The 26,740-nt window shown below is 61.9% G+C and carries 25 protein-coding genes and 1 pseudogene; 14 read left to right on the top strand and 12 right to left on the bottom strand.

Annotated features, from left to right (window positions below; all coding sequences use genetic code 11):
• On the bottom strand, window positions 1-418 hold a 418-nt coding region (locus FY112_RS14195; protein WP_181018215.1), incomplete at its 3' end, for an ABC transporter substrate-binding protein.
• A 185-nt stretch (window positions 419-603) separates the two neighbouring features.
• Here FY112_RS14195 and FY112_RS14190 point away from each other — a divergent pair.
• Window positions 604-1,593, top strand: coding sequence for a LysR family transcriptional regulator (locus FY112_RS14190; RefSeq protein ID WP_011649078.1), 990 nt, complete (start codon window positions 604-606; stop codon window positions 1,591-1,593).
• On the opposite strand, the gene FY112_RS14185 is transcribed toward FY112_RS14190, so the two are convergent.
• Window positions 1,556-2,422: a creatininase family protein gene (locus tag FY112_RS14185; protein ID WP_017957399.1), complete on the bottom strand. Its 867-nt coding sequence runs from the start codon at window positions 2,420-2,422 to the stop codon at window positions 1,556-1,558. The two genes, FY112_RS14190 and FY112_RS14185, sit on opposite strands and share 38 nt — an antisense overlap.
• 234 nt (window positions 2,423-2,656) lie before the next feature.
• Here FY112_RS14185 and paoA point away from each other — a divergent pair, with 234 nt between their 5' ends.
• Genes paoA through FY112_RS14160 form a run of 5 tightly spaced genes read left to right on the top strand, consistent with a single transcriptional unit; the run spans window position 2,657 to window position 8,033 of the window.
• Window positions 2,657-3,304 carry an aldehyde dehydrogenase iron-sulfur subunit PaoA gene (gene paoA / locus FY112_RS14180; protein ID WP_151518623.1) on the top strand — a complete coding sequence of 216 codons (648 nt, stop codon included), beginning with the start codon at window positions 2,657-2,659 and terminating at the stop codon, window positions 3,302-3,304.
• A complete protein-coding gene (locus FY112_RS14175; protein WP_151518622.1) occupies window positions 3,301-4,251 on the top strand; it encodes a xanthine dehydrogenase family protein subunit M in 951 nt (316 codons plus the stop codon). The genes paoA and FY112_RS14175 overlap by 4 nt, the downstream gene beginning before the upstream one ends.
• A 3-nt stretch (window positions 4,252-4,254) precedes the next feature.
• Window positions 4,255-6,453 carry an aldehyde oxidoreductase molybdenum-binding subunit PaoC gene (gene paoC, locus FY112_RS14170; RefSeq protein WP_151518621.1) on the top strand — a complete coding sequence of 733 codons (2,199 nt, stop codon included), beginning with the start codon at window positions 4,255-4,257 and terminating at the stop codon, window positions 6,451-6,453.
• Window positions 6,454-6,508: 55 nt separating this feature from the next.
• Window positions 6,509-7,429, top strand: coding sequence for an XdhC family protein (locus FY112_RS14165; RefSeq protein WP_151518620.1), 921 nt, complete (start codon window positions 6,509-6,511; stop codon window positions 7,427-7,429).
• Window positions 7,422-8,033: a nucleotidyltransferase family protein gene (locus tag FY112_RS14160; RefSeq protein ID WP_131718414.1), complete on the top strand. Its 612-nt coding sequence runs from the start codon at window positions 7,422-7,424 to the stop codon at window positions 8,031-8,033. The genes FY112_RS14165 and FY112_RS14160 overlap by 8 nt, the downstream gene beginning before the upstream one ends.
• A gap of 85 nt (window positions 8,034-8,118) precedes the next feature.
• Here the strand turns inward: FY112_RS14160 and FY112_RS14155 are convergent, their stop codons facing one another.
• Together FY112_RS14155 and FY112_RS14150 are read right to left on the bottom strand one after the other, a co-directional pair.
• Window positions 8,119-9,456 (bottom strand): epoxide hydrolase family protein, encoded by a 1,338-nt coding sequence (locus FY112_RS14155; protein ID WP_151518619.1) that lies wholly within the window; start codon window positions 9,454-9,456, stop codon window positions 8,119-8,121.
• A gap of 193 nt (window positions 9,457-9,649) precedes the next feature.
• Window positions 9,650-10,240 (bottom strand): TetR/AcrR family transcriptional regulator, encoded by a 591-nt coding sequence (locus FY112_RS14150; protein ID WP_026238463.1) that lies wholly within the window; start codon window positions 10,238-10,240, stop codon window positions 9,650-9,652.
• A 118-nt stretch (window positions 10,241-10,358) separates the two neighbouring features.
• Between FY112_RS14150 and FY112_RS14145 the strand changes: the two genes are divergently transcribed.
• Window positions 10,359-11,585 carry an MFS transporter gene (locus FY112_RS14145; protein WP_151518618.1) on the top strand — a complete coding sequence of 409 codons (1,227 nt, stop codon included), beginning with the start codon at window positions 10,359-10,361 and terminating at the stop codon, window positions 11,583-11,585.
• Between the two features lie 80 nt (window positions 11,586-11,665).
• Here FY112_RS14145 and FY112_RS14140 read toward each other — a convergent pair whose 3' ends face one another.
• On the bottom strand, window positions 11,666-12,568 hold the full coding sequence (locus tag FY112_RS14140; protein WP_181018214.1) for a LysR family transcriptional regulator: 903 nt from the start codon (window positions 12,566-12,568) through the stop codon (window positions 11,666-11,668).
• A gap of 96 nt (window positions 12,569-12,664) precedes the next feature.
• Between FY112_RS14140 and FY112_RS14135 the strand changes: the two genes are divergently transcribed.
• Together FY112_RS14135 and FY112_RS14130 are read left to right on the top strand one after the other, a co-directional pair.
• A complete protein-coding gene (locus tag FY112_RS14135; RefSeq protein ID WP_131643475.1) occupies window positions 12,665-12,985 on the top strand; it encodes a nuclear transport factor 2 family protein in 321 nt (106 codons plus the stop codon).
• On the top strand, window positions 12,985-13,764 hold the full coding sequence (locus FY112_RS14130) for an SDR family oxidoreductase (protein ID WP_131643476.1): 780 nt from the start codon (window positions 12,985-12,987) through the stop codon (window positions 13,762-13,764). Before FY112_RS14135 ends, FY112_RS14130 begins: the two co-directional genes overlap by 1 nt.
• Before the next feature lie 20 nt (window positions 13,765-13,784).
• Here the strand turns inward: FY112_RS14130 and FY112_RS14125 are convergent, their stop codons facing one another.
• On the bottom strand, window positions 13,785-14,252 hold the full coding sequence (locus FY112_RS14125) for a MarR family transcriptional regulator (protein WP_011649065.1): 468 nt from the start codon (window positions 14,250-14,252) through the stop codon (window positions 13,785-13,787).
• 141 nt (window positions 14,253-14,393) lie between these two features.
• Here FY112_RS14125 and FY112_RS14120 point away from each other — a divergent pair, with 141 nt between their 5' ends.
• Window positions 14,394-15,191, top strand: coding sequence for an alpha/beta hydrolase (locus FY112_RS14120; protein ID WP_151518616.1), 798 nt, complete (start codon window positions 14,394-14,396; stop codon window positions 15,189-15,191).
• A 193-nt stretch (window positions 15,192-15,384) separates the two neighbouring features.
• Window positions 15,385-16,986, top strand: coding sequence for a GMC family oxidoreductase (locus FY112_RS14115; protein WP_151518615.1), 1,602 nt, complete (start codon window positions 15,385-15,387; stop codon window positions 16,984-16,986).
• A gap of 88 nt (window positions 16,987-17,074) precedes the next feature.
• Here FY112_RS14115 and FY112_RS14110 read toward each other — a convergent pair whose 3' ends face one another.
• From FY112_RS14110 to FY112_RS14090, 5 genes are all read right to left on the bottom strand, one after another.
• Window positions 17,075-17,989 (bottom strand): SMP-30/gluconolactonase/LRE family protein, encoded by a 915-nt coding sequence (locus FY112_RS14110; protein ID WP_017957413.1) that lies wholly within the window; start codon window positions 17,987-17,989, stop codon window positions 17,075-17,077.
• A 14-nt stretch (window positions 17,990-18,003) separates the two neighbouring features.
• Window positions 18,004-18,954, bottom strand: a complete 951-nt coding sequence (locus FY112_RS14105; RefSeq protein ID WP_131643480.1) for an ABC transporter permease — start codon at window positions 18,952-18,954, stop codon at window positions 18,004-18,006.
• Window positions 18,951-19,898 (bottom strand): ABC transporter permease, encoded by a 948-nt coding sequence (locus tag FY112_RS14100; protein ID WP_131643481.1) that lies wholly within the window; start codon window positions 19,896-19,898, stop codon window positions 18,951-18,953. Before FY112_RS14100 ends, FY112_RS14105 begins: the two co-directional genes overlap by 4 nt.
• Window positions 19,895-21,346, bottom strand: a complete 1,452-nt coding sequence (locus FY112_RS14095; RefSeq protein WP_151518614.1) for a sugar ABC transporter ATP-binding protein — start codon at window positions 21,344-21,346, stop codon at window positions 19,895-19,897. The genes FY112_RS14100 and FY112_RS14095 overlap by 4 nt, the downstream gene beginning before the upstream one ends.
• A 72-nt stretch (window positions 21,347-21,418) precedes the next feature.
• The gene (locus FY112_RS14090) at window positions 21,419-22,435 is read right to left on the bottom strand and encodes an ABC transporter substrate-binding protein (RefSeq protein ID WP_151518613.1); all 1,017 of its coding nucleotides are present in this window, start codon (window positions 22,433-22,435) and stop codon (window positions 21,419-21,421) included.
• Between the two features lie 280 nt (window positions 22,436-22,715).
• Between FY112_RS14090 and FY112_RS14085 the strand changes: the two genes are divergently transcribed.
• Entirely contained in the window at window positions 22,716-23,954 is a 1,239-nt protein-coding gene (locus FY112_RS14085) for a sensor histidine kinase (protein WP_151518612.1), read from the top strand.
• Window positions 23,955-23,964: 10 nt separating this feature from the next.
• Window positions 23,965-24,687: a response regulator transcription factor gene (locus FY112_RS14080; protein ID WP_151518611.1), complete on the top strand. Its 723-nt coding sequence runs from the start codon at window positions 23,965-23,967 to the stop codon at window positions 24,685-24,687.
• Window positions 24,688-24,743: 56 nt separating this feature from the next.
• Here the strand turns inward: FY112_RS14080 and FY112_RS14075 are convergent, their stop codons facing one another.
• Window positions 24,744-26,069, bottom strand: coding sequence for a PLP-dependent aminotransferase family protein (locus tag FY112_RS14075; RefSeq protein ID WP_026158317.1), 1,326 nt, complete (start codon window positions 26,067-26,069; stop codon window positions 24,744-24,746).
• A 100-nt stretch (window positions 26,070-26,169) separates the two neighbouring features.
• On the opposite strand from FY112_RS14075, the pseudogene FY112_RS14070 reads away from it, so the two are divergent.
• Window positions 26,170-26,740: pseudogene (locus FY112_RS14070) on the top strand (nitrate ABC transporter substrate-binding protein); the annotation flags it as partial.

Below are 26,740 nucleotides of genomic sequence, written 5' to 3'. Positions count from 1 at the left end.
TGAGGAACAGCGTTTTCAGCTTGGCGAGATCCTCGAACTTGTCGACGCCATTGTCCGGATGGGCGATCAGCACCTGCGGATCCTTTTGGAAGATTGCGGCGACATCGACCAGCGGAATGCCCTGCTCGACGGCGGATATCTCTCCCTGAGGACCGCCCATGTAGAAATCGAGCTTGCCGGAGATCAGCAGCGCGCTGCCTGCAGCATTCGGGCCGCCCTGGACGATGGTGACATCGAGGCCGTATTTTGCATAGGTGCCGTCGGCGACGGCTTGGTAGAAGCCGCCATGTTCCGCCTGGGCAAGCCAGTTCGTCCCATAGCTCACCTGGTCGAGGGCAAGCGCCGGCGAGGCGGCGGCAAGCATCGAAGCGAGGCCGAGGCAGCTCAGGAATTGCGTCTTCGTCTGTGCTTTCAACATGGTCGGCAGTTCCCCTTTTTTTTACCGAGGGAGGCCTTACCCGGCTCCCATTTGAGGGAATTTGAGCCATTGCCATGCGCTTTGAAAAGCATCAAAATTCGTGCGCATTGATGCCTTTTCGGCATCTGTCGGAAAGCTGAAGATAATTTGTGCGCCCTGCGCAAAATTTATGCATCGGAGAGACCATGCTGCACTCCAGACGCCTTCTTTACATTAACGAGATTGCCCGTTGCGGTTCGATCCGCAAGGCGGCTGCGCGCCTCAACGTGGCGTCGTCGGCGGTCAACAGGCAGATTTTGGCGCTGGAAGAGGAGATCGGGGCGCCGCTTTTCGAGCGGCTGCCGCGTGGCTTGCGGCTGACGGCTGCCGGCGAACTCTGCATCGAGCATATCCGGGACGTGCTGAAGAATTACGAGCGCCTGGAGGGGCGCATCCGCAGCCTCAAGATGCAGCAGGCAGGCAAGGTGCGCATGGTGACGACTGTTGGGCTTGCCGCCGGGCCGCTGCCCGAAATCATTGCGCGCTTTCTTTCAGAGCATCCGCGCGTCTTCGTCCAGTTGCGCAACGACACCGGCGGCACGACGGCCAGCCCCGTTGTATCCGGCGAGGTGGATATCGGTCTGGGTTTCAACATCCCCGCCATGCCCGGCATCCGCACGCTCGGAAATTTCGATATCCCGATCGGTGTCGTGCTGCCGCCGGGGCATCACCTGATCGGTCCCGGGCCGATCAACCTCGCCGATGTCACCCAGGAAAAACTCGTTCTGGCGCAGCCGGGCACCAGCCTGCGCGAGGTGATCAACCTTGCTTTTGCGCGTCTGCCCATCTCGGTCGAGCCGGTACTGGAAACCAATGCATCGGAGATGCTGAAACAGCTCGTCAAATGCGGCACCGGGCTGACGCTGCTCAATCCGCTCGACGTCATCACCGAATGCCGGCGCGGTGAACTCGTCTTCCGGCCGATCGCCGAGCCGCATGCGCGTTACCAGCAGATGAAGCTGTTTGCCCGTGCTCGTGCGCCCCTCGACGCGGCCACCAGCCTTTTCGTCGAATATCTGCTCGCCGAACTGCTCGGCCTGGTGCAGGAATTGCAGGCCAAGGGTCATATCCCACCGGATGTGAAACCCGCGGCTGAACCTATTTCACATAGAGATTCGAAAGCGGATAGGCCTTGAGGTCCCGGAGTAGCTCGACGAACCCCTTGACCTGATGGCGGCAGATCGCCTCGCCCCGTTCGGCTGTGGCGATCGAGGCATCGCCGACCACGCCGAAGGGATTGAGGTCATGCGCGATCCAGGCCAGCGAATGCGGCGGCAGAGGCTGAAGAAATTTGGATTGCTCCCGCATCCCCTCGGCCTTCGAAGCGAAGTTCTGCGCCTTGTCCATCCGCACCAGCTCGGGGCGGAAGTGCAGCATCAATGACGTCTCGACATCGCCGCCGTGGATGCCGTATTTGCTCTCGTGATCGCTGACCATGCCTTCCGGGTGACCGAAACGACCCCATTGCGTGGAGACCACCGCCATTTGATGGCGCACGCGCAGTTCGCGCGCGACGATGCTCATGATGTCGACATTGCCGCCGTGGGAATTGACGATCACCATCTTCCGCAGCCCGGCTTCGGCAACCTTTGCGCCGATCGCCGTCCAGACGGGGATGAGCAGCTCGGCACTGAGCGACAGCGTGCCGGGGCCGTAGATGTGTTCGTTGGCCTTGCCGATCTCCTGTGTCGGAAGCACCAGCATGTCCAGATCCTCCGGCCGCTGCCTTTTCAGCTCCGCCAGCATGCCGGTCGCGATCGCGACATCCGTTGCGATCGGCAGATGCGGGCCGTGCTGTTCCGTCGAGGCGATGGGCAGAACGGCAATCGTGGTCTCGGGGGAGAGGCCGGCAAAATCATATGTATTGAGCTCGTTCCAGTAAAACGGCGTGGGCATGCGGTCTTCCCCTTTCGTCACCTGCTTCGATAGGGAGTAGGGAATAATGATGAACCCGAAAAGCATCATTTTTTGCGCATGGCGCTGCTTTTTTTCGCGCGCATCGGCGGGCGTTGCTCCGCTGGCGCTTCCGCGTCCAAGACAACTTCATTGAAGTTGTAGTTCGCGGCATCTTATGACCGCGGCTCGGGGAATTCATGAGCCAGATCGATAACCGTATGCAACGGAAGGGGTCTAATCAGGAGGCGGAGTTGCACTACCTCAGCAGACGGCGTTGACGCGCGCCCATGTCCAACAAGCAAGGTGGAACAGTTCATGCCAAGCCAGACACAACTGGAAATTTCCCGGCGAGACCTACTTATCTCGTCGGCCGCAACGATTGCGGTCACCGGAGCCGTCGCGCCCGCGGCGGCACAGTCCCCAGGAAATGACATGGCCTATACATCGAAAGTTTCCTTCTCAGTTAACGGTGAGAACCGCGGTCTCGAGGTCGACAACAGAACGTCGCTGCTCGACGCACTGCGTGAGCACCTGCATCTCACAGGCACGAAAAAGGGATGCGACCACGGCCAATGCGGCGCATGCACCGTCATGGTCAACGGCCACCGCATCAATTCCTGTCTGACGCTGGCAGTCATGCACGACGGCGATCAAATCACCACGATCGAGGGCCTGGGCCAGCCTGAAAACCTTCATCCGATGCAGGCGGCCTTCGTCAAACATGACGGCTTCCAGTGCGGCTACTGCACGCCGGGACAGATCTGTTCCTCCGTGGCGGTGCTCGAGGAGATCAAGGCGAACATACCGAGCCACGTCACCGGCGATCTTATGGCGCAGGCGGCTGTCACTGCGGCCGAGATCCGCGAACGCATGAGCGGCAATATCTGTCGATGCGGCGCCTATTCCAACATTATCGATGCCATTTCGGAAGTCGCGGGGATCAAAGCATGAGAGCCTTCACCTATGAACGCGCCTCCTCCGTCGAGGCCGCGGCCAAGGCAGCCGCCTCCAATCCAGAAACCAAATTCATCGCCGGCGGCACCAACCTCCTCGACCTGATGAAGCTCGAGATCGAAACGCCGACGCATCTGATCGACGTTAACGGTCTCGGCCTCGACAAGATCGAAACCACGCCGGAGGGTGGTCTGCGCATTGGCGCCCTGGTCCGCAACACCGACCTTGCCGCCCATGAGACCGTTCGCCGTGACTACGGCCTGCTCTCCAGGGCGCTTGTCGCGGGTGCTTCCGGGCAATTGCGCAATAAGGCGACGACGGCCGGCAACCTCCTGCAGCGCACACGCTGTCCCTATTTCTATGACACGAACCAGCCGTGCAACAAGCGGCAGCCCGGCAGCGGCTGTTCCGCCATCGGCGGCTTCAGCCGCCAGCATGCCGTCGTCGGCACCAGCGAAGCTTGCATCGCCACGCATCCGAGTGACATGGCGATCGCCATGCGGGCGCTCGATGCTGTTGTGGAAACGGTCAAGGCCGACGGCAGTCGTCGCGCGATTGCGATCGCCGACTTTCATCGGTTGCCGGGCGACACGCCTGATATCGAAACCGTTCTTGAGCGCGGCGAGTTCATCACGGCGGTCCTGCTGCCGCCCCCGATCGGCGGCAAGCACATCTATCGCAAGGTGAGAGACCGCGCCTCCTATGCCTTCGCGCTGGTCTCGGTCGGAGCCGTGATCCAGCCGGACGGCACAGGACGGGTTGCCGTCGGCGGCGTCGCCCACAAACCGTGGCGCATCGAGGCCGCCGAAGCCGAGCTGCGGAAAGGCGCGCGGGCGGTGGCAGGCGTGCTTCTTGCCGACGCCCGCCCGACCGAACAGAACCGTTTCAAGGTCGACCTGGTCGAGCGCACGCTCGGCGCGGTCATCGCCGAAGCAAGGGGTTGAGCCATGCAGTTCGATACGCCAGCGACAACCAACCCGATCGACAATCTGAAGGTCGTCGGCCAGCCGATCCACCGCATCGACGGTCAACTCAAGACGACCGGCCGGGCGATGTACGCCTATGAGTGGCACGATCCGAATATGTCCTACGCCTATGGTTATCCCATCGGCGCGGCCATCGCCAAGGGCCGCATCACGTCCATGGACGTTTCCGCCGCCAAGAAGGCTCCGGGTGTGCTTGCCGTCGTAACGACGCTCGACATCGGCGAGCGGAAGAAGGGCAGGTTCAACACCGCCAAGCTTTTCGGTGGCGACGAGGTTCAGCACTATCACCAGGCAATCGCGGTCGTCGTCGCCGAGACCTTCGAGCAGGCACGCGCCGCAGCCTCCCTGGTCAAGGTCGACTATGCCGAAGAAAAGGGTGTGTTCGATCTCGGCCAGGCAAAGGATTCAGCCGTCAAGCCGGATGAATCTCAGCAGCCCGATACGGCGGTCGGCGACTTCGAGGCTGCCTTCAGGTCAGCTCCCGTCACTGTTGACGCGTCTTATACGACGCCCGACCAGTCGCATGCGATGATGGAGCCGCACGCATCGATCGCGGCCTGGAACGGCGACGAGGTGACCGTCTGGACCTCCAGCCAGATGATCGACTGGTGGCGCTCCGACCTTGCAACGACGCTCGACATCGACAAGGAGAAGATCCACCTCATGTCGCCCTTCATCGGCGGCGGCTTCGGCGGCAAGCTGTTCCTGCGGGCGGATGCCGTGCTGGCCGTTGTCGGCGCGCGTGCGGTAAAGCGGCCCGTCAAGGTCGCCTTGCCGCGACCGTTCATGATGAACAACACCACCCACCGGCCGGCGACGATCCAGCGGATTCGCATTGGAACCGAGCGTGACGGCAAGATAACCGCCATTGCCCACGAAAGCTGGTCCGGCGATCTTCCGGGCGGAGGACTGGAGACCGCCGTCAACCAGACGCGGCTCCTCTATGCGGGAGCAAACCGGATGACCGCGATGCGTCTTGCGACGCTTCATCTCCCGGAGGGCAATGCCATGCGCGCTCCGGGCGAAGCCCCCGGACTGATGGCGCTCGAAATCGCCATCGACGAGATTGCCGAAAAAGTTGGGATCGATCCTGTGCAGTTTCGGATCGTCAACGACACGCAGGTCGATCCGGAAAAGCCGCAGCGGCCTTTTTCCCAGCGCAATCTCGTCGGCTGCCTGACGCTCGGTGCCGAGCGGTTTGGCTGGGGTGAAAGGGGAAGACCGGGTTCCAGGCGGGACGGCAATTGGCTGGTCGGCATGGGCGTTGCCGCTGCCTTCCGCAACAACCTCGTCCTTCCCTCCGGAGCAAGGGTAAAGCTCGACCGGGAAGGCGTCGTAACGGTCGAAACCGACATGACCGACATCGGGACGGGCAGCTACACGATCATCGCCCAGACCGCCGCCGAGATGATGGGAGTCACGATCGACAAGGTCGCCGTCCAACTCGGCGACTCGCGTTTTCCGGTGTCCGCGGGTTCCGGCGGACAGTTCGGTGCGAACTCTTCCACGTCTGGCGTCTATGCAGCCTGTGTCAAGCTGCGTGAGGCCATCGCCAAGAAGCTCGGCTTCAACTCCGAAGATATCGTCTTCGAGAATGGCGCGGTCCGCTCGGGCAATCGTTCGGTGCCTCTTGCCGAAGCCGCCGGTCCGGATGGTCTTGTCGGCGAGGACACAATCAAATGGGGCGAGCTTACTGAGACGCATCAGCAATCGACATTCGGCGCACACTTCGTGGAGGTTGGCGTCGACATTGCCACGGGAGAAAGCCGCATTCGCAGGATGCTCGCCGTCTGCGCGGCGGGAAGAATCCTTAATCCGATCACCGCCCGAAGCCAGGTCATCGGCGCGATGACGATGGGGGCCGGCGGCGCGCTATCGGAGGAATTGGCGGTCGACACTCGTCGCGGCTTCTTCGTCAACCACGATCTCGCCAGCTACGAAGTGGCGGTGCATGCCGACATTCCGCACCAGGAAGTGATCTTCATGGACGAGACCGATCCGATGTCTTCGCCGATGAAAGCCAAGGGCGTCGGCGAGCTTGGCCTTTGCGGCGTCGCGGCAGCAATCGCCAACGCCGTCTACAACGCGACCGGCGTCAGGGTTCGGCACTATCCGCTGACGCTTGACAAGCTCATCGGCGGCTTGCCGGACGTGGCCTGATTATTTCGGCGGCGGTCTCGAGAGCGGACCGCCGTCACTTCCTGTAGGATTTCCGATGGATCAGACACTTGCGCCCATCACGGCGCCAATTCCCGTCAGGGCCTCGTCCACCGACGACCCTGCGGAACTGCTTCGTTTCGCGATAGACGCCCATGGTCTCGGCGCGGCGGCACTTGCCACCCTCATTGACATCCGGGGCGGGGCCGCGCGGGCGCTCGGCGCTCATATGGCCGTTGCAGCAGACGGGCGGTTCTGCGGCTATGTCTCCGGCGGATGCATCGAAGCCGCCGTCGCTTCCGAAGCGCTTCTGGCAATGGCGGAAGGACGGGACCGCACTGTCAAGTTCGGCGACGGCTCTCCCTTCTTCGACATTGTCCTTCCCTGCGGCGGCGGGATCACCGTTGCAATCCATGTCCTCAAAGATGTCGGCGCTTTGCGGCATGTTCTTGATCGCCTCGAACGAAGGCAGGCACCCGGCCTTGCATATTCGCCAGAGCGGCAGACGCTTATATCGGTCGACCCGCCGCTGCGGACGTGCTGGACCGAAGGTAATTTCCTGAGCGTCTACCGTCCCCGCACCCGCATCATCCTTTCCGGGCAGACGATCGAAGCGCAGGCCGTCGCACGACTGGCCGAGGCTTCCGGCTATGATGTGATCATCAATGGGCACGACGAGGATGCCGCCGACATCATCGACCCCTACACGGCCGTTGTGCTCCTGCATCATGACCTCGACGCCGAAGCCGCCGTTCTCGAGACCGCACTTCATTCGCCCGCCTTTTATATCGGCGCGCTCGGCAGCACCCGGACGCATCGTCGGCGTGTCGAGCGGTTGACAGCCTTGGGTTTCAGACGTGACGATATCGGACGTATCAATGCGCCCATCGGGATGTTCGGCCCGACGCGGGATGCGACGTCGCTCGCCCTATCGGTTCTGGCTGATCTCGCCGCGGCAAGACTGGTGACTTATGCGTAAGGCGTCAGTCGCGATCGTCATTCTCGCTGCCGGCAAGGCAAGCCGGATGGGTGAGGGCGGGAAACACAAGCTGCTGGCCGAGTTCGACGGCGTGCCGCTCGTGCGGCGGTCAGTTTTGACTGCGCTCGGTGCGGATGCAGCCTCCGTTATTGTCGTCACGGGCCATCGCAGGAACGAGATCGAGGCCACGCTCGATGGGCTGGCTCTGACTTTCGTCGATAATCCCGATTATGCCAGCGGCATGGCGAGCTCGCTCATAACAGGGTTCTCATCAAGGGACGCTGACAGCGCCGACGGCATTCTCATCATGCTGGCCGATATGCCCGGCATTTCCACGACGCATCTCGATGCCCTGATTTCCGCCTTTCGCAACGCCGGCGGCGAGGCTGTCGTGCGCGCCGTTTCGCAGGGCAAGCCCGGCAATCCCGTTATCCTGCCCCATTCTCTGCGTCAGGCAGTCCTCCGAATTCAAGGCGATGTCGGCGCGCGCGATATCGTCATGACATCAGGCCTGCCCGTGCTCGATGTCGATGTTGGCGACGCAGCGTTGCTCGATGTCGATACGCCGGACGAGGTATTGGCAGCGGGCGGCGCATTGAACTGACCCGCGGAAAATACAATTCTCCGCGGCTTTGAATTCGCCACTCTCAGCCGCGGATATGCCAAGCCGTCATTCTGCAGCCGACGGATCAACGCACCGACCTGAATGCCTCTCGCAGTTCCTCAGCGAAAAGCTGGGGCTGTTCCCAGGCGGCGAAGTGACCGCCCATATCGACACGGTGGTAGTAATGCAGCGTGGGATAGGCCTCCTTGCTCCAACTCTCCGGCGCCTGGTAGATCTCCTTTGGGAATACGCTGATTGCCACCGGGATCTTGATCTCTTTGGTCTTCTGGGCGTCTGAGCTGAAGTTGTTGTTGTTGTTTTCCCAATAGAACCGCGACGAGGATGCCCCAGTATTGGTCAGCCAGTACAATGTGATGTCATTCAGCATTTCGTCCTTGGAAAAAACGCGCTCGGGAATGCCCTCGCTGTCGCTCCATTGAGCAAATTTTTCGTAGATCCAGGCAGCCAGACCCGACGGCGAGTCGGAAAGCGAGTAGCCGATCGTCTGCGGACGCGTCACCATCACGGCCCCATAGGCGGCATTCCGGCCGAAGAAGGCGCTCAACGATTCATAGGCATCCCGCTCGGGCGCCGACAGTCCCGCAGGAGCCGGGTCTCCACTGTTGATCGCCTTGGTGAGATTGCCAGGAACAGTCGCCGGCATATTGAGATGGATACCAAGCAAGCCCTTCGGTGCCTGGCGCGCCAGCGCGTCGGAGATAACGGAGCCGTGGTCGCCACCCTGGGAAACGTAGTGCGCGTAGCCGAGCCGCTTCATCAGGATGTCCCATGCTCGCGCAACGCGGTCAGGCCCCCAGCCAAGCTCCGTCGGCTTACCCGAAAAGCCGTAGCCGGGGATGGAAGGGATGACGACATCAAATGCGTCCTCCGCTTTACCGCCATAAGCAGTCGGATCTGTAAGAGGGCCGATCGCCTTGATGAACTCAAAGGTCGAACCCGGCCAACCATGGGTCAGAATGACCGGAAGGGCGTTGGGATGACGCGATCGCACATGGATGAACTGGATATCGACCCCTTCGATCGTCGTGATGAATTCCGGAAGTGCATTGAGCGCAGCCTCGGCTTTGCGCCAATCGTAATCAGTCCCCCAGTAACGGACCAGATCCTGGACGCGCGAAAGCTGAATGCCTTGCGAGGTGTCGCTCACGGTCTCCTTATCTGGCCAACGCGTTTCGGCAATGCGCTTGCGCAGATCGTCAAGCTGTGACTGCGGAACGTGGATCTGGAACGGGCGGATCGTTTCGTCGGCCTCGATCGGCATCGCCGGCCCGTCCGATGTGACATCGGCTGCACTCGCTGGCACAAGGTAACCGGCTGGGAACAGCAACATCGGTCCAACCGCCATCACCATTGCTCCGCGGGCAAGCCGGCGCCAGGCGAGAATATTGTCAAACTTCTTCATGAGGCACTCCATGTTCTTGTCGCCCGGGGCGACGTTTCGTGACGGAGTGATGTCTGACGGGTCTGCGTATCTGGCATGTTTCAAGAAATGCCAAAAACGTATCAGAGTGTGGAGTGGCGGCTAGAGAGGGGCGGGAACGCGATCGTCAGGGACCGATCTGGGCCTGCGGCGCCTGAATAGAAGATCAAACACCTCATTGCTGCCTGCGCAGGCTGCCCAGCATAGCCTTGAATCCCGCGACCGCCCGCTTCGAAACCGCCTCCGGATTCTCCGCATTGGCGATCCAAAGCGCCATATGGCTGCTGGCGCCATTGATGAGGCGAGCGGCGGTTTCGGTATCGATGTCGATGATCTCGCCATCGGCTTTGAGACGGTCGAGGCTGCGGGAGAGAGCGGCGATACAGCCGGGGGTGTTCTGCCATTGCGAGATGTCGCCGAGTACAGCCGGGCCATCGCGAAACATGATACGCTGGATTTCGGGCTCAAGCGCCATTTCGATATAAGCGGAGCACTCGTCGACAAAACCCTGCCAGCGCGTCGGAGCGGCGGCCGAAACCTCGTTCAGCCGCTCCGTCATTTCCGCGTCGATTTCCATGATCACCGCCTGAAGCAGGCCCCTTTTGTCACCGAAGTGGTGATAGAGGGCGCCGCGCGTCAGCCCCGCTTCGCCGGTGAAATCGTCCATCGACGCTTCCGCGTAGCCGATCGTGCCAAAGGCACGCCGCCCGGCTGCGATCAGTTTGCCGCGGGTCTCTGCGATCATCTCCTGGCGCGGTTTGCGCATGGCTTCTCCATTGGCATACGCCGCGTATCTTTTTCATTGACATACGGGACGTATGCATTATCTAAACACATACGCTCCGTATATAAGTGTTCTATCCGATAGTTGGAAGGATCGTCGCATGTCAAATCCGTACAGACAAATATTCGCGGCGCCTGGGGCCAAAGGCTTCTCGGCAGCCGGCTTTTTCGCACGCCTTCCCATCGCCATGGCGCCGATCGGCATCGTTGCCATGCTCTCCCAGGCACATGGCGAATATTGGCTGGCAGGCGCCGTGTCGGCGACCTATGCGCTCACCAATGCGGTGATCTCGCCGCAGATTTCGCGAGCGGTCGACCGGCTGGGCCAGACGGCAGTCGTCATTCCCACAACCGTCGTATCCGTGCTGGCGTTCATCGCGCTGATCACCGCGACCAACCAGAACTGGCCGGTGTGGACGCTTTTCGCCTCAGCCTTCCTCGCGGCAGCCATGCCGAGCATTCCGGCGCTGATGCGGGCGCGCTGGACGGAACTCTTTCGCAACCGGCCCGAGCTCAACACCGCCTTCGCGTTCGAAAGTGCCGCGGACGAACTGGTCTATATCGCTGGCGCCTCGCTGTCGGTCGGGCTGGCCGTCGCCCTATTCCCGGAAGCCGGCATGATGGTGAGCACAGCTTTTCTGGCGCTCGGGACGGCCGCCTTCATCGTGCAGCGCGGCACCGAGCCGAAGGTGCGTCATGTCGCCGGCGCGGCTTCGGTTGGCTCCGCGATCCGCCAGCGTCCGGTGCAGCTCATCACGCTCGCGCTGATCTTCGTCGGCGCGATCTTCGCAACCGCTGAAGTGAGTGTTGTCGCCATCACCAAGGAGCTTGGTCAACCGAATGCGGCAAGCCTGGTGATCGGTGTCTATGCCCTCGGTTCCTTCCTAGTGGGTTTGACCCTCGGCGCGCTTAATCTGCGCATCCCCTTGCACCGTCAGCTGCTGATCGCTGTTGCGATCCTCGCACTGACCTCGCTGCCGCTTCTCATCGCCGGCAGCTCGGTAACCCTGCTTGCTATCGCCGTCTTCGTCAGCGGCATCGCGATCTCGCCGACCTTTATAACGGCGTTCGGACTGATTGAGCGCCGTGTGCCGGAATCGGTGCTGACGGAAGGCGTCACCTGGGTGATGACCGGCATCGGCATCGGCATGGCGCTCGGCGCCTTCGTCTCGGGCTGGGTCGTCGACAGCTACGGTCCCCAGAGCGGATTCTGGGTGTCTGCAGCCGCTGGGGCCGCAACCGTCCTTATCATTGCCCTTGGTCAGCGCACCCTCTCGGGAGAGTGTACCGGCGGGGAAGATTGCGCGATGCTGGAACCGGCGCAGTAGCTGGGCGGGCGGTAGAAAGGAATGGCGCAGGACGGTTCACCGGCCAACGGTTCGAAACCGTTCAAGGTGAAGGCAGTGGGTCAAGCCGCTTTTCGGGAGAACTCACGAGCTAAGTCGAGGAATGCTCGGACGCCAGCCGATAGATTTCGGCGTCCAGGATAGTATAGGCACAGGCCTGGATAGGGCGGCGTCCAATCTTCTAGAACACGAACAACGCGCCCCGCCTCTATGTCCGAGAGAATGTCCTGTTCAAAGAGGTAGCCCACGCCGGCGCTTTCGAGCACGGCAGTCCGCGTAAGGCTGGCCTCATCGAGTGCGATTGGCCCCCGTACATCTATCTGCACCGGCTCGCCGTCTTTTTCGAACCGCCATCGAAATAAGGAGCCGTCAGGCAGCCGCACGCGGATGCATCGGTGATTGAGAAGATCCGGAGGCACCATGGGCTTACCATGTTTCTCGAAATACTCGGGAGACCCAACCACTGCGTGTCGCTGAGGCCGGCCGAGCGAAACGGCAATCATGTCGCTGGGAACGAGGCCTTCAACCCTGACGCCCAGATCGAACCCGTTCTTGACGATATCGACCATTTTACCCTCGGTAACGATATCGACATTCATGTCGGGATAACGGCGCAGGAACTCCAGCACGAGCGGTGAGACGATGGCGCGCGCCGCAAACGGGGCGGCGTTGATCCGTATTGTTCCGGAAGGAGTCTCGCGGTGGGAGCGCACCAGATCCAGAGCAGCATGGAGATCCTGAAGCGTAGGCCCTACCTGCTGCACAAACAGCCTGCCGGCATCAGTCAGCGACACGCTGCGTGTGGTGCGGTTGAACAGTCGCACGCCGAGCCCGGCCTCAAGCCTGCCTATGGTGTGGCTGAGCGCGGTGGTCGACATGCCGAGATCGATGGCTGCTGCGCGGAATGTCCCGCGCCGGGCAATCGCAATGGCCGCTTCGAGTTCCTTCAAGCTGGCGTGCTCCATTGTCCCGATCCGTTCAATACCGCATTCCGGTTTATCCCACTTATCTATGCAATGGTCGAGCGCTAACTATCGGGGCAGATCATGAGGAGAAACAGGATGGATTTGCCCCATATCGTGAACATGTATTTTGACGCCGACAGTCGCAATGATGCCGATGCGCTGGTGAAGACCCTCGCGGTCGATGCCGTGGTCGAAGATGAGAACGCTCGCCATCAGGGCGCCGTCGCAATCCGCGACTGGTGGGTGGCTGCGAAGAAGGCGACCCAATGCCGTGCCGAACCCGTGGAATCCGCGGTTGACGGCGACAAGGCACTCGTCCGGGCGAGGGTGAGCGGCCAGTTTCCCGATAGCCCGGTGATGCTCACCCACGCCTTCACCGTCAAGGACGACAGGATCGTCAGGCTGGAGATATTATAATGGCCGACTTTCTCAACCTGAGAGGCAAACGGGCCCTCATTACGGCTGGAACCAAAGGTACTGGTGCCGCGACCGTCAGACTGTTTCGGGAGCTCGGCGCACAGGTGCTGACAGCAGCTCGGGCCCGTCCGGACAGCCTGTCGGAAGACCTGTTCGTCGAGGCGGACCTGACCACCGAAGAGGGATGTGCAATCGTCGCAGAGGCCACACGGCGGCGCCTTGGCGGCGTCGACGTCATCGTCCATATGCTGGGTGGCTCTTCAGCGGCCGGAGGTGGATTTTCTGCACTGTCGGAAGACGACTGGCATAAGGAGCTGTCGCTCAACCTTTTTCCAGCCGTTCGCCTGGATCGGCAACTGGTTCCGGACATGGTCGCTCAAGGAAACGGTGTGGTGGTGCATGTGACATCCATCCAGAGAGTCCTGCCGCTTCCGGAATCGACGACGGCCTATGCTGCGGCGAAGGCAGCGCTTTCCACTTACAGCAAGGCGATGTCGAAGGAAGTTTCGCCCAAAGGTGTTCGTGTCGTTCGGGTGTCGCCAGGCTGGATCGAAACGGAAGCTTCGGTCCACCTTGCAGAGCGCCTGGCGAAGCAGGCCGGAACAGACCTCGAGGGGGGCAAAAAGATCATCATGGACGGGCTGGGCGGCATTCCGCTGGGGCGTCCGGCAAAGCCGGAAGAGGTCGCAAACCTGATTGCCTTCCTCGCCTCGGACCGGGCTGCATCGATCACCGGTACCGAATATACAATCGATGGGGGGACAGTGCCAACAGCTTAGGCGCCGACATACACGGCAAATCAGGCGGGTGCGTCCCAGCCGCCGATCTGGGAATAGATCGCGTTGCGGAGATGGCGGACGTCGCGGTTCAGAGCGCCCAATTCCTGTGGCGTCTGGGTCGAAGCTGCAAGCAAGGTGTCGCTGAGACAACCAGCCTTGTGCTGTAACGCCCTGCCTTCGTCGGTCAACGCAATCAACACCTGGCGCTCGTTGCTCAGGTTTCTGGTCCTACGCAGCAGGCCGGAAACCTCAAGGCGCTTTAGAAGCGGCGTCAGCGTGCTGGATTCCAGGGCAAGGGCATTGGCAATGGCGCCCACCGTCTGCCCATCCTCGCCCCACAGCACGTTGAGCACGAGGTACTGCGGATACGTCAGGCCCAACTCATCGAGAAGGGGCTTGTAAGCACGCTGGATGGCAATACCAGCAGTGTAAATTGCGTAGCACAATTGGTCGTGCAGAGGGGGCGGGTCGTTATGGCGTGCGGTCATTGTGAGCTCCTGTAGACTCCATATAGCCCACGCTAGAGAGAAATTAAATATCGCGATAAGAATTATCTTGACGCGCAATCCAAAGTCTGCGAGCTTTTATATATCGCGATAACAGTTATCGTAGTTACAGAGGAGATAGCCATGACACGCAAGACCACGGCCACCGTAGCCGCAATTGCTGCTGCAGCCTCACTGTCCGCTGCCGCATTGCCGGCGAACGCAGCGGACACCATCTCTCAAGACCAGTCGGTCAGAAACGTTGTGCTTGTCCACGGCGCCTTTGCGGACGGTTCTGGCTGGAAGGGTGTTTACGACAATCTCACCGAGCGCGGCTATCGCGTTACGATCGTCCAGAACCCGCTGACCTCCCTCCAAGACGACGTTGCCGCCACCAAACGTGCGCTGGAACGGCAAGATGGTCCGGTCATTCTCGTTGGACATTCCTGGGGCGGCACGGTCATCACGGAAGCGGGCGTCGACGCAAAGGTTGCTGGCCTCGTCTATGTTTCTGCTCTGTCCCCCGATGCCGGCGAGACAACGGCACAGCAATACCAAGGATTTGCTCCTGCATCGGAATTCGTCATTGAGACCACGAAAGATGGCTTTGGATATGTCAGCCCGGAAAAGTTCAAGGCTGGCTTTGCTCATGACGTCAGCGATGCGGATGTTGCATTCATGAGGGATGCGCAGGTTCCGATCAACATGTCGGCGTTCGGCACGAAGTTGGAAAATGCTGCATGGCGCACCAAGCCGAGCTGGGCCGTCATCGCAACCGAAGACAAGGCATTCGATCAGGCGATGCTGATCCACATGGCAGAGCGCATCAAGGCGAAGATCACCAAGGTTTCGGCAAGCCACGCCCTGTTCATGACGCAGCCGAAGGTCGTCGCCGATACCATTGATCAGGCCGCTAAGGCCGTCTCGGCGAAGAAGCAATGACAGACGTAGCCTCATCGGGACAGTCCGCACTGTCCCGATGACGACGAGCAGGGGCTGTCGAACCGAGCGAGGTCGGGCCGAAGCGAGCACATGGAAGGCCGCACGATTTCGGACTGGGATCCATTGCCCGCATTCGCCCCGGGATCCCCAGCAATTTCGCTATTGTTTTGAATCCATTCACGGAGGTAGTCACGTGAAGCTGAATAGTCATGACCAAAATGCACCCGAAAATCCGCCCATTCCTCAGCGCGAGGTCGGTGATGTTTTCGACTTCATCGTCTGCGGCGCCGGGTCCAGCGGCTCCGTTGTCGCTGCGCGACTGGCGGAGGATGGGAACGCGAGCGTTCTGCTGCTCGAGGCAGGTGGGGACGATGCGGCCGAAACCGTTACGAACCCTGCGCAGTGGCCGCTCAATCTCGGCTCGAGCCGGGACTGGGGCTTTGTTGGACAACCGACCCCCGGCCTAGATGGACGACGTCTCCCTCTCAGCATGGGCAAGGGGCTCGGTGGCGGTTCGAGCATCAATGTCATGGTGTGGGCCAGAGGACACAAGGGAGATTGGGACCACTTTGCCGCTGAAGCCGGCGATGACGCGTGGGGCTACCAGTCGATCCTCGGCTACTATCGCCGGATCGAAGACTGGCACGGCGCTCCGGACCCAACGCGTCGCGGCGTGGGAGGACCTGCCTACGTAGCGCAGCCGCAGGCGCCCCAACCGATCGCAGAGGCCCTGTTGCGTGCGGCATCCACTATCGGCATTCCCGTCTACGATAGCTCGAACGGTGAAATGATGGAGGGGCCAGGAGGGGCATCGATCGCTGAACTGCGGATCCGCGATGGCAAGCGGGAATCCGTGTTCGGATCCTATGTGCGTCCGCTCATGTCGCGGCCGAACCTGACGGTGCTGACCGATGCGCTGGTCACGCGTCTCATCTTCGATGGCAAGCGGGTGATTGGGGTCGAGGTTCTCGTCGAAGGTCAGCGACGTCAGTTCACGGCGCGTTGCGAGACGGTGCTTTCGCTTGGCGCGATCAACACGCCGAAAGTTCTGATGCAGTCGGGTATAGGCCCGGAAGATGAGTTACACGCTCATGGCATTCCTGTCGTTCAGCACTTACCTGGTGTCGGTCGCAATCATCAGGATCACCTCGCATTCGGCTGCACCTGGGCATATCGAAAACCTGAAACAATCGGTGGTAGCGGCTGCGAAGCAAAACTATATTGGAAGAGCGACTCGCGTCTTGCCCAGCCGGACATTCTTCAGTGCCAGTTGGAGTTCGCAGTGCCATCGCCGATCGAGACGGGTCTCGAAACGCCCGAACATGGCTGGACGATGTTTAACGGTCTCGCCCAACCGCAAAGCCGTGGCCGACTGAGGCTTTCCGGGCCGGATACAAACGATCCCATCCTGATCGAACCCAACTCTTTGAGTGAACCAGAAGACATGGCTGCTGCCCTGGCCGCGGTGGAGCTATGCCGGGAATTGGGAAATAGCGACGCTTTCAAGCCCTTGGTAACGGCCGAGACTGCTCCGGGTGCGCGCGACCGATCGGGGACGATCGACTTTATACGGCGTTCGGCCGTCACCTATTGGCATCAATCCTGCACAGCCAAGATGGGGCGCGACAGCATGTCGGTGGTCGATAACGAGCTCAAAGTGTACGGTATTGATGGCCTTCGCATCGCCGGCAACACGATGGCGCCTTGTGTTGTCATCGGAGAGCGGGCGGCCGATCTGATCCGGGAAATGCATGGCCTTACGGACTCGAGCGGAGGGTTCAATCAGCTCATATGATGAAGAGATTTATGTGGAGCTCGGCGGCGCATGCGTGGGCCGCCGAGCTTTTTAGCAACGGGTTTGTACTGGTTCAGGGCGACCAACCTCACGGCACCTGCGCCCCACTCACCGCGACATAGACCGAATAAACCGACCGCGTCGCCGCAATGAACAGCCGGTTGCGTTGGGGGCCGCCGAAGGTGAGGTTGGCGACGGTCTGGGGTACGCGGATCTTGCCGATCAGTTTGCCGGTCGGGTCGAAGCAATGCACGCCATCGGCCGCGCTCGACCAGAGGTTCCCGTTGACGTCTGTGCGGATGCCGTCCGGAATGCCGTTGTCGATGAGGCAGAAGACGCGGCCGTTTGCCAGGCTGCTGCCGTCGACCACGTCGAAAGCGCGGATGTGACGTGGCAGGCTTTCATCATGGCTGGCGGCTGAGTCCGCGACGTAGAGAATTGTCTCGTCAGGCGAGAACGCGAGGCCGTTCGGCTGGGTGAAATCCGTGACGACAGCCGCAAGCGCGCCGGTCGTCGGATCGAGCCGATAGACGTTGCGGGTCGGTTGCTCCGGCTCGGCGCGAAAGCCTTCGTAGTCCGACATGATGCCGTAGGTCGGATCGGTGAACCAGATCGAGCCGTCTGATTTCACCACCACGTCGTTCGGCGAATTGAGCCGCCCGCCCTCGAAACGCTCGGCGAGCACGGTGATCGAGCCATCGATTTCGGTGCGCGTCACGCGGCGCGTCCCATGTTCGCAGGAGATCAACCGTCCCTGCCGGTCGCGCGTATGGCCGTTGGTGAAGTTGGACGGTTGGCGATAGACGGAGACGCCGCTCTCGGGCGTCCATCGCAGCATGCGCTGGTTGGGTATGTCGCTCCAGAGCAGCTGGTTCGCGTCGTTGAACCAGACGGGACCCTCCGCCCAGCGGCAGCCAGAATAGAGTTCATCGAGACCGGCGCTGGTCACGATCATCTGCCGGAAGCGCGGGTCGTGGATTTCGTAGATGCTGGCCTCGGCCATGGCGGTCTTTCCGTTTATCGCATGCCGGCCCGGCGACCGCCGGCGAGCATGATGACGCTGATGATGATGAGGCCGGTCATGATCAGGCGGATGCCCGCGCCGAGCCCGTAAGTGTTGAGCATGGAGACGACCAGGAACATGAAGAGCGATGCGCCCCAGATGCCCGGCACGTTGGAATCGCCGCCGGCAACCGCTGTGCCGCCGATCACGACGACGGCGATCGACATCAGCAGATATTCCGAACCCATGTTGAGCGCCGCGCCGCCGGAGAAGCAGGCGAGCAGATAGCCTGCGACCGAGGCGAGCACGGCGCAGAAGAGATAGGTGACGAAACGCGTGCCGTCGACCGGAATGCCCGCCATGCGCGCGGCCGGCATGCTCTGGCCGATCGCCGAGATCCAGCGCCCGTAGATCGTCTTATCGAGCAGGAACCAGGCAAGCAGCGAGATCAAGAATGCGACGATCGCCACATTCGGCACGCCGAGCGTGTTCGACGTGGTGAATTCCGCCAGAACGCTTGGAGGCTTGATGCGCAAGCCCCGGTTCGTCCAGATCGCGGCGGACTGCACGATGAAGCTCATGGAAAGCGTGGCGATGATCGGCGGAATGCGCAGCGCCTTGATGAGTGCATAATTGCCGAGACCGACGACAAGGCCGATGACGATGGCAACGAGAAGGCCGGGCAGGATCATGCCGTTTTCGACATTCATCAGCTTCAGCGCCACCGTGCCGGCAAGCGTCATGGTGGCGGGAACCGAGAGATCGATGTTGCCGGGACCGAGCGTGATGACGAACATCTGGCCGATGCCGACGATGACCGAGAAGGCCGCGAAGGTGAGGGCTGCCTGCGACAGGCCAAGCGTGCTGGCGCCGAGCGTCACCATGATCGTCAGGAACCAGACGACGAAGGCGGCAAGCCACGACCAGATCCAGGGTTTACGAAATAGGCGAAGGAGCGGGGTCATCGGCGTTTCTCCCGCTTCTCCAGGCGGTTCAGCATCAGCCGAAGTGCCAGCACGATGATCAGGATCGCGCCCTGAGCGCCGATCTGCCAGTCCGGCGAGATACGCAGGAAGGAGAGGAACGAGCCGGCAAGCGTCAGCGTCAGCGCGCCGATGACGGCGCCGATCGGGGAGACGCGGCCGCCGATGAACTCGCCGCCGCCGAGGATCACGCCGGCGATCGACAGCAGCGTGTAGCGCAGCGCGATATTGGCATCGGCCGAGGTCGTCAGTCCGACGAGGGCGATGCCGGCTAGCACCGCGAAGAGGCCGGCAAGACCATAGGCAGCAGCGCGCGCCCCGACAATCGACCAGCCGGCGCGCTCGACCGAGCGTTGGTTGCCGCCGATGCCGCGCATCAGCACGCCGAGCGACGACCGCATGACGAGAAGATGGGCGACCAAGGCGATGACGATGCTGGCGACGATCGCCATCGGCGCCAGCGGCGGCTTGACGGTCATCAGCCATCGCACCCAGTCCGGCGCCTGTCCGCCCGGTGCCGGCAGCAGCAATACGGCAAGGCCGCCCCAGACGAAGCTCATGCCGAGGGTCACGACGATGGAGGGCAGGTTGCGGAGATAGATGACGACGCCGAGCGCCGCATAGGTTGCGATCGCGCCGGCAAGGATCAGCACGCCGATCACGGGAGCATCCCGCAGAAAGGTCGCGGTGACGCAGGCGACGAAGCTGACGAAGGCGCCCATCGAGAGATCGAGATCGTTCACCGCCATCACGATCATCTGGGCGATCGTCGCAAGCGCGATCGGCACAGCCAGATTGAAGAGCAGGTTGAGCCCGACATAACTCATGGCGCGCGGCTGCAGCCAGAAGACGGCGACGAGCAGCAGCGTCAGCGATAAGGCAGGAATGGCAAGACGCATGGCGTCGGACGACAGCCGGAACGTCATGCGGCGACCCCTTCGAAGGAGGCGGCGATGATATTCGTCTCATTGACGGCATCACCGGCAAGTTCGGCCGTGATGCGGCCTTCGCGGAAGACGTAGACGCGGTCGCAGAGGCGGACCTCGTCCATCTCCGTCGAGTACCAGATGAAGGTACGGCCGCGCGCCGCTTCCTCGCGGATGATTGCATAGACCTCCTGCTTGGTCCCGACGTCGACGCCGCGCATCGGGTCGTCCATCAGCACGACAGGTGCGCGCGTCGCAAGCGCGCGGGCAAAGAGCACCTTCTGCTGGTTGCCACCGGACAGCGACAGGATGCGATTGTCCATATCGGGGGTGCGGATCTCGATCCGCCGCTTCCAGTCGGCGCCCTTCGTCTCCTCTTCGCCTGCGAGGATCAGGCCGCGCCGGGAGAGGTCACCGAGCGAGGCGATGGAGAAGTTGCGCAGGATGCTCCAGAGTTCGAAGACGCCGTTGAGGCGGCGGTCGCCGGCGACGAAAGTGACGAGCGGATCGCGCTCGGGCAGCCAGTTGCTGGACTGGGCGGCGTGCAGGGCGAGCAGGAGTTCCGTCTGCCCATGGCCCGCCAGACCCGCCAGTCCGATGATCTCGCCCTTTCGGGCCGCAAAGGAAAGGCCCTTCCCCTGATGGGACAGAATGAGCGGAGCGGCGGACAGTTCTCGCACTGAGCGCTTCCCGGTCTCCTCCTTCGCAACGGTGCCCATTGCTTCGACGAGGCCGTGATGGTCGAAGCCCTGCGCCGGACGCTCAGCGACGACGCGGCCGTCCTTCATGACGACGATGCGGTCGGCGGTTTCGAGAATCTCGTGCAGGATATGCGAGATGAAGATGACGGACCCGCCCGTGGCGATGAAGCGGCGGACATGATCGAGCATCTGCCGGGCAAGGCTTGCATCGAGGGACGAGGTCGGTTCGTCGAGGATCACCAGCCGCGGCGCAATGCCGGCGTCGGAAAAGGCCATTGATATCTCGACCATCTGCCGCTCGGCGATCGAAAGATCCCCCACGGTCCGGCTGCTGTCGATGCCGTGGCCGGGAAAGACGGCGTCGAGGCTCGTCTCGATGATGTTTGCGGCGCGCCTGCGCCAGCCGAAGCCACCGAGATGGCGATGCATGATGCGCGTGTTCTCAACGATCGAAAGGTTGGGGCAGAGCGAAAGCTCCTGGAAGACGCAGCGCACGCCGCGGGCACGCGCGGCGTTGATGCCATAACGCTCCAGCCGCTCGCCGTCGCTCGCCACACTTCCTTCGTGCGGCGTAAGACCGCCGTTGATCACGCTGACGATGGTGGACTTGCCGGCTCCATTGTGCCCAACGAGCCCGACGCATTCGCCCGGCATGACGCGGAGGGTCACGCCATCGAGTGCCCTGACTGCGCCGAAACTCACCTTGGCGCCATCGACGGCGATCACCGGCTTCAAAACGTCATCCATGCTGCCCGCCATGCCTGCTTCGCAAAGAATGCCGCGCGGCCATCTGCGGCCGCGCGGTCATCGCCGGGAAATTTACTTTGCCTCCTCGATGACCTTGATTGCGTCTGCCTGCGTGTATTCCACGTTGGCGACGCCGCCGGCCTGGGTATTGGCGAGGTTGGTTTCGAGATTGTCCTGGTCGATGCGCAGGAAGGGCACGACGAGGTCCTTCTTGACTTCCTTGCCGTCGAGGATCTGCTGGGCCACCCAGAAAGCGAGTGTGGAGACACCAGGCGCGATGGATACGGACATGGTCTCGTAGCCCTTCGCGTCCTTCTGCTCCTTCCACCACTTCAGTTCGTCCTCGCGGTTGCCCATGATAATGATCGGCATCTTTCGGTCGGTCGCGGCAATCGCCTGTGCGGCGCCATAGCCGTCGCCGCCCTGCGTTACCACACCGACGATATCGGGCAGGCTCGGCAGGATGCCGGCAACAGCCTTCTGCGCCACGTCCTGCGCCCAGTCGCCGTGAACGGAGCCGACAATCTTGAACTGCGGGAACTGCTTGACGCCCTCGTGAATGCCGGCAGAGATCTCGTCGTCGACGAAGACACCGGCAAGGCCGCGGATCTCGAGCAGATTGCCACCATTCGGAATTTTCTTCGACAGGTACTCGACCTCGCTCCGACCCATTTCCTTAAAGTTGACGGCGATGCGCCAGGCGCAGGGCTCGGTGACGATGCCGTCGAAGGAAACGACGGTGATGCCGGCGTCGCAGGCCTCCTTGACCGCACCGTTCAGCGCCGTCGGCGAGGCAGCGTTCAGCACGATCGCGTCATAACCCTGCAGGATCATGTTCTGGATCTGCGCGGCCTGTTCCGTCGCCTGGTTCTCGGCGGTGGTGAAAGGATCGGCCGCGGCAACGACCCCGGCCTTCACGGCCTCACCCGTCACCTTGCCCCAGCTCGTCAGCATGGCCTGGCGCCACGAGTTGCCGGCATAGTTGTTGGAAAGGGCGATCTTCTTGGCCGACGTGTCGGCAAAGGCGGAAACGGGCATCGCGGCGCAAGCAATAGCGGCCGATGCCAGAAGCATCTTACGGATTGTCATGTCTTCCTCCCTGATGATCGCGCTGGTCGGCGGATCGCTTCACTCCTGCCGGCCCAATTGGGTCCGAGTGAAAATTGTTCTTGCACTGAGCTTCCTCCTCTCAGTAAGGGCAGGATGCGGGAGATCGATCGGCCTGTACAGGGGCAAGGCGGCAATCCGTTTGCGGGATTTGCGCAACAAGCTGCGGGTTTACGCAAGACGGCGGCGCTTCCGCGGGCGCTTACTGCGAAGGGTCGCGGCCGGTTGAGGAGCCTGCCGCCGCCTCGGGGAGGAACTGACGATGCTGCATCTCGTACCCGCAGCCATGTTCGACCATTATCTCGGCATTTCCCGGCTGCTTGCGGGCCAGCTCGACTTTCGTTCGGCTATCCGTTCCGTTGCGGCCGAGGTCGCCCATATCATCCCGCACGACCACCTCGATGTCTGCGTGCTGCTTGAGGGCGGCAACTACCACACGGCCTACGAGACGGGCATCGAGACCGCCTGGGGCGGGCTTGCCGGCGCGCCTGTCGTCAACAGCCCAATCCGTTCGCTTCTCTGGGGCGAGGTGGATTTTCTGCTGGCGGACGACGCCATGACCGACCCGCGTTTCCACTTCGAGGGCGCCTTCAAGCGGCCGATCGTCGAACAGTCGCTGAGGAGCCGCTTGCATGTGCCGATGAAGGTGCAGGGCACGATCATCGCAGCTCTCTCCTGTTCGTCGCACAGGCCGGGCGTCTATACGATGGAGGATATCGAACGCGCCCGCATCATTGCCGACCTGCTGACGCCCTATTTCTTCGCGCTGCAGGCGGCCGAGCAGGCGCAGCGCTCGGCCATTGTCGAGGCGGAGGCCCGCGCCCGCGAAGAGGGGTTGCGGCAAGGTGCGTTGAAGCTTACCGAAGCGCTGGAGCAGGAACGCCAGCGCATCGGCATGGATCTGCACGACCAGACGCTCGCCGACCTGACGCGGCTCGCCCGCCGGATCGATCGGCTGTCACGCAATGGCGAGGTGGCGCCCGAGGCGCTGGAGCCCCTCTCCCGTTCGCTGCAGCATTGCATGCAGGATCTGCGGCAGATCATCGAGCAGGCAAAACCCTCCGTACTCCAGCTCTTCGGCCTCGCCCAGGCGATCGAGCATCATCTGGACCGATCGACCCGCGACACGGGATCGGGGATCGAGTGGGGTCTCGTCGACGAGACGCACGGCGCATTGGAGCGACTGGAACCGACCGTCAGCGTCGCGCTGTTCCGAATCGCCCAGGAGGCGATCAACAATGCGGTGCGCCATGCCGCGCCGCTGGCCGTCATGGTGCGGCTCGAGGCCGATGACGACCGGCTATCGATCGAAATCTCCGACGATGGAACCGGGCTCGCCAAGGCGCGGGGACGGATCGGCGGCGGCATCGACAATATGAAGACCCGTGCGCGGCTGATTTCGGCGCGGTTCACGACCGGGGCCGGCCACAACAATCGCGGGACTGCGGTGCGCGTCGTGCTGCCGCTCGTACCGAACGACCCGCCGAGCGGGCCAAACTGAGGAGAAGGGCATGAAGGTTCTGATCGTCGAGGACGACCCGCTGCACCGGTCCTATCTGCACGAGGCGGTCAACGCGGCCTTGCCGGAATGCGACACGGTGATCGAGGCTGAGAACGGAACTGCCGGCGAGAAGCTCGCCCGCGACCACAAGTCGGCGCATATCGTCATGGACCTGCAGATGGCGAACCGCAACGGCATCGAAGCGGCGCGCACGATCTGGAAAGAGCGGCCCGAGACCCGCATCCTGTTCTGGTCGAACTACTCGGACGAGGCCTATGTGCGCGGCGTCTCGCGCATCGTGCCGGATGGCGCCGCCTATGGCTATGTGCTGAAATCCGCCTCCGACGAGCGGCTGAAGCTTGCGCTGCGCTCGATCTTCATCGAGAGCCAGTGCGTCATCGACCGCGAAGTGCGGGGCCTGCAGCAGAAGAGCCTCGGCCAGACGAACGGCTTCACCGATTCCGAATACGAAATCCTCATCGATATCGCGCTCGGCCTCACCGACCGGGCCATCGCCAAACGTCGGAGCCTTTCGCTGCGCAGCGTGCAGAACCGCCTGCAGCAGCTCTACGACAAGCTCGACGTCTACCAGAGCGCCGGCGACGACCACGAGGACGGCCGCTTCAATCTCCGCGCCCGCGCCGTGACCGTCGCTTTCCTGCGCAAACTCCTGAACTACAGCGCTCTGGAGCGAGCTGAAGCAGAGCTGCAGGAGTGGCTTGAGGGAAAGTAGTTCCGGACTTGGGTGGAATGACCGGGGATCAGACAGGTGGGCTGCGGCCCTGCCTTTCACGGCGTATGAGCCAGCGCGATCGCATCGGCGGCTTCCTCGCAGCGATGGCTGAGTGTGCTGGTCGCGACACGGATGTGACTGCTTGGCAAGACAGAGAATTTGTTGCCAGGGTTGACGGCGATATTGCGTGCGGCAAGTGTCACCATCGCGAATGGTTCGGAGACGACGGGCACCCAGAGGCACAGGCCCTGGCCTGCCGGTATCGCTATCCCCCTTTCACTGAGCGCATCGGCAAGAGCGTCCCGCCTCTGCTGATAGATCTCACGCGCCTCGGCGATGAGCCGCCAGGTCGCCGGATCGCGCAGTAGCCAGGCGGTGGCACCTTGCAGGATACGGCTGGTCCAGCCGGCGCTGAAGGAGCGGTAAGACTGGATCTGATCGACGATCGGCGCGGAACTCGACAAAACCGCGAGACGCAGATCCGGGCCGAGGCTTTTCGAGAGTGAGAGGATATGGATCGTCCGCTCCGCAAATCGGCCGCCCAGCGACTGCGGAGGTGCCGCCGACACGTCGCCGACGCCGTCATCCTCGATAATAAGCGTATCGCTGTCTTCCAGCACATCTCCGAGTTGACCGAGGCGGGAGGAACTGACCGCAACGCCGGTCACGGAATGCAGCCGCGGTTGGAATAGAAAAGCCGCCGGACGTTGCTGCAATGCTTCGCGCAGCGAATCCGGCAGGGGGCCTTCGCCGTCGCAGGCGACAGGGATGATTTTTACGCCGAGGTCTTCCAGAATATCGAGCAGCCGCATCGCGGTCGGATGTTCGATCGCGACCGACGAACCCGAGGAAACCAGCGCATGCAATATCGTATAGACGGCGTTGTAACCGCCATTGGTAGCCAGAAAGGCTTCCGCCTCATAAGGCCATCGCGCTGAAACGGCGTCCTTCAACTCAGGGACGATCCGGCTGCGCTCATAGCTGTTGAGGTCATCAACGGACGCGCCATAGGCCATTGCTTCGGCGAGACGAGGAAGAAGTGCTGCATCCGGTCCGGCTAAGGTGAGATCGAGCACACCTGCCGCATAATTTCCCGAGCTGGCGAGACGCTCCGGCTTGGCGACAAAGCGGTCGCCGCTGACCCAGGTGCCGTTGCGCCCCCGGCCGCTGATGATCTTCTGCCGCCGCAATTCGCTCCAGGCTTCGGAGATCGTTGCCGGACTGACATGCAATTCGTAAGCGATATCGCGGATCGCCGGCAGGCGCGTCCCAATGGGCAGGACACCGGCACGGATCAGCGCGCTTGTTTCGAGAGCGATCCCCCTGATGCTCCGGTCGGCTATTTTTTCGGCAAACCAGGAGGCTTCGACCGCATCGCCCATTTTTTTCTCACTTTAAATGTTCAATAACGTAATAACATTTGTACTCACCATTTTGAACATTTAATTTGCCCCTCGTCGAGCCATTTCAGTGAGTTTTTGCATGCCTGTGACGCTTCGCATCGCCCTTAGAGACTGGGATTACATGACACCGCTTGTGCTCGGTGATGTCAGCTCTGCCCGTCTCGATATTAAGGTGGATCGTGTGGGCACGCTGGTCTCCAGCCTTGTCGATGACATAGCGCATGACGCCGCGGAAATGTCCTTCAGCCGCTATTCGCAGATGCGTCATGACGGCGATGATCGGGTCATTGGCATGCCGAACTTCATCATGCGCGGCTTCCGCCATCGCTGCATTATCACCGCCAAGGCCAGTCCGATCCGCAAGCTGTCCGATTTGGCCGGTAAGAACATCGGCGTGACTGGCTGGCGTGATTCCGGAAATACCTGGACCCGTGCCGCTCTGCGCCGGGAAGGCGTCGGCGTCGAGGATGCCATGTGGTATGTCGGGCGCCTGACGGAGGCTCATCCGATCGTCGACCGTCTCGATGGTTTTGGACGGCCTGGCCGCATCGAGGCTGCTCCCGGCGAGCGCCCGATGGTCGATCTTTTGCTGGATGGCGGGCTCGATGCTGTGTTCACGCCTTTCATGCCGAAAGGTTTCTTTGATCAGG

Source organism: Rhizobium sp. PEPV16, from assembly GCF_008919455.1.
GTDB classification, from domain to species: Bacteria; Pseudomonadota; Alphaproteobacteria; order Rhizobiales; family Rhizobiaceae; genus Rhizobium; species Rhizobium leguminosarum_Q.
This window is presented reverse-complemented; position numbering and strand designations above follow the sequence as displayed.

What these genes read in the sequence shown, in the direction of transcription:
- FY112_RS14190 (WP_011649078.1), top strand. Translation starts at nt 604, where the DNA reads ATGCTGCACTCCAGACGCCTTCTTTACATTAACGAGATTGCCCGTTGC.
- FY112_RS14185 (WP_017957399.1), bottom strand. Translation starts at nt 2,422, where the DNA reads ATGATGCTTTTCGGGTTCATCATTATTCCCTACTCCCTATCGAAGCAG.
- FY112_RS14175 (WP_151518622.1), top strand. Translation starts at nt 3,301, where the DNA reads ATGAGAGCCTTCACCTATGAACGCGCCTCCTCCGTCGAGGCCGCGGCC.
- paoC (WP_151518621.1), top strand. Translation starts at nt 4,255, where the DNA reads ATGCAGTTCGATACGCCAGCGACAACCAACCCGATCGACAATCTGAAG.
- FY112_RS14165 (WP_151518620.1), top strand. Translation starts at nt 6,509, where the DNA reads ATGGATCAGACACTTGCGCCCATCACGGCGCCAATTCCCGTCAGGGCC.
- FY112_RS14160 (WP_131718414.1), top strand. Translation starts at nt 7,422, where the DNA reads ATGCGTAAGGCGTCAGTCGCGATCGTCATTCTCGCTGCCGGCAAGGCA.
- FY112_RS14155 (WP_151518619.1), bottom strand. Translation starts at nt 9,456, where the DNA reads ATGAAGAAGTTTGACAATATTCTCGCCTGGCGCCGGCTTGCCCGCGGA.
- FY112_RS14150 (WP_026238463.1), bottom strand. Translation starts at nt 10,240, where the DNA reads ATGCGCAAACCGCGCCAGGAGATGATCGCAGAGACCCGCGGCAAACTG.
- FY112_RS14145 (WP_151518618.1), top strand. Translation starts at nt 10,359, where the DNA reads ATGTCAAATCCGTACAGACAAATATTCGCGGCGCCTGGGGCCAAAGGC.
- FY112_RS14140 (WP_181018214.1), bottom strand. Translation starts at nt 12,568, where the DNA reads ATGGAGCACGCCAGCTTGAAGGAACTCGAAGCGGCCATTGCGATTGCC.
- FY112_RS14135 (WP_131643475.1), top strand. Translation starts at nt 12,665, where the DNA reads ATGGATTTGCCCCATATCGTGAACATGTATTTTGACGCCGACAGTCGC.
- FY112_RS14130 (WP_131643476.1), top strand. Translation starts at nt 12,985, where the DNA reads ATGGCCGACTTTCTCAACCTGAGAGGCAAACGGGCCCTCATTACGGCT.
- FY112_RS14125 (WP_011649065.1), bottom strand. Translation starts at nt 14,252, where the DNA reads ATGACCGCACGCCATAACGACCCGCCCCCTCTGCACGACCAATTGTGC.
- FY112_RS14120 (WP_151518616.1), top strand. Translation starts at nt 14,394, where the DNA reads ATGACACGCAAGACCACGGCCACCGTAGCCGCAATTGCTGCTGCAGCC.
- FY112_RS14110 (WP_017957413.1), bottom strand. Translation starts at nt 17,989, where the DNA reads ATGGCCGAGGCCAGCATCTACGAAATCCACGACCCGCGCTTCCGGCAG.
- FY112_RS14105 (WP_131643480.1), bottom strand. Translation starts at nt 18,954, where the DNA reads ATGACCCCGCTCCTTCGCCTATTTCGTAAACCCTGGATCTGGTCGTGG.
- FY112_RS14100 (WP_131643481.1), bottom strand. Translation starts at nt 19,898, where the DNA reads ATGACGTTCCGGCTGTCGTCCGACGCCATGCGTCTTGCCATTCCTGCC.
- FY112_RS14095 (WP_151518614.1), bottom strand. Translation starts at nt 21,346, where the DNA reads ATGGATGACGTTTTGAAGCCGGTGATCGCCGTCGATGGCGCCAAGGTG.
- FY112_RS14090 (WP_151518613.1), bottom strand. Translation starts at nt 22,435, where the DNA reads ATGACAATCCGTAAGATGCTTCTGGCATCGGCCGCTATTGCTTGCGCC.
- FY112_RS14085 (WP_151518612.1), top strand. Translation starts at nt 22,716, where the DNA reads ATGCTGCATCTCGTACCCGCAGCCATGTTCGACCATTATCTCGGCATT.
- FY112_RS14080 (WP_151518611.1), top strand. Translation starts at nt 23,965, where the DNA reads ATGAAGGTTCTGATCGTCGAGGACGACCCGCTGCACCGGTCCTATCTG.
- FY112_RS14075 (WP_026158317.1), bottom strand. Translation starts at nt 26,069, where the DNA reads ATGGGCGATGCGGTCGAAGCCTCCTGGTTTGCCGAAAAAATAGCCGAC.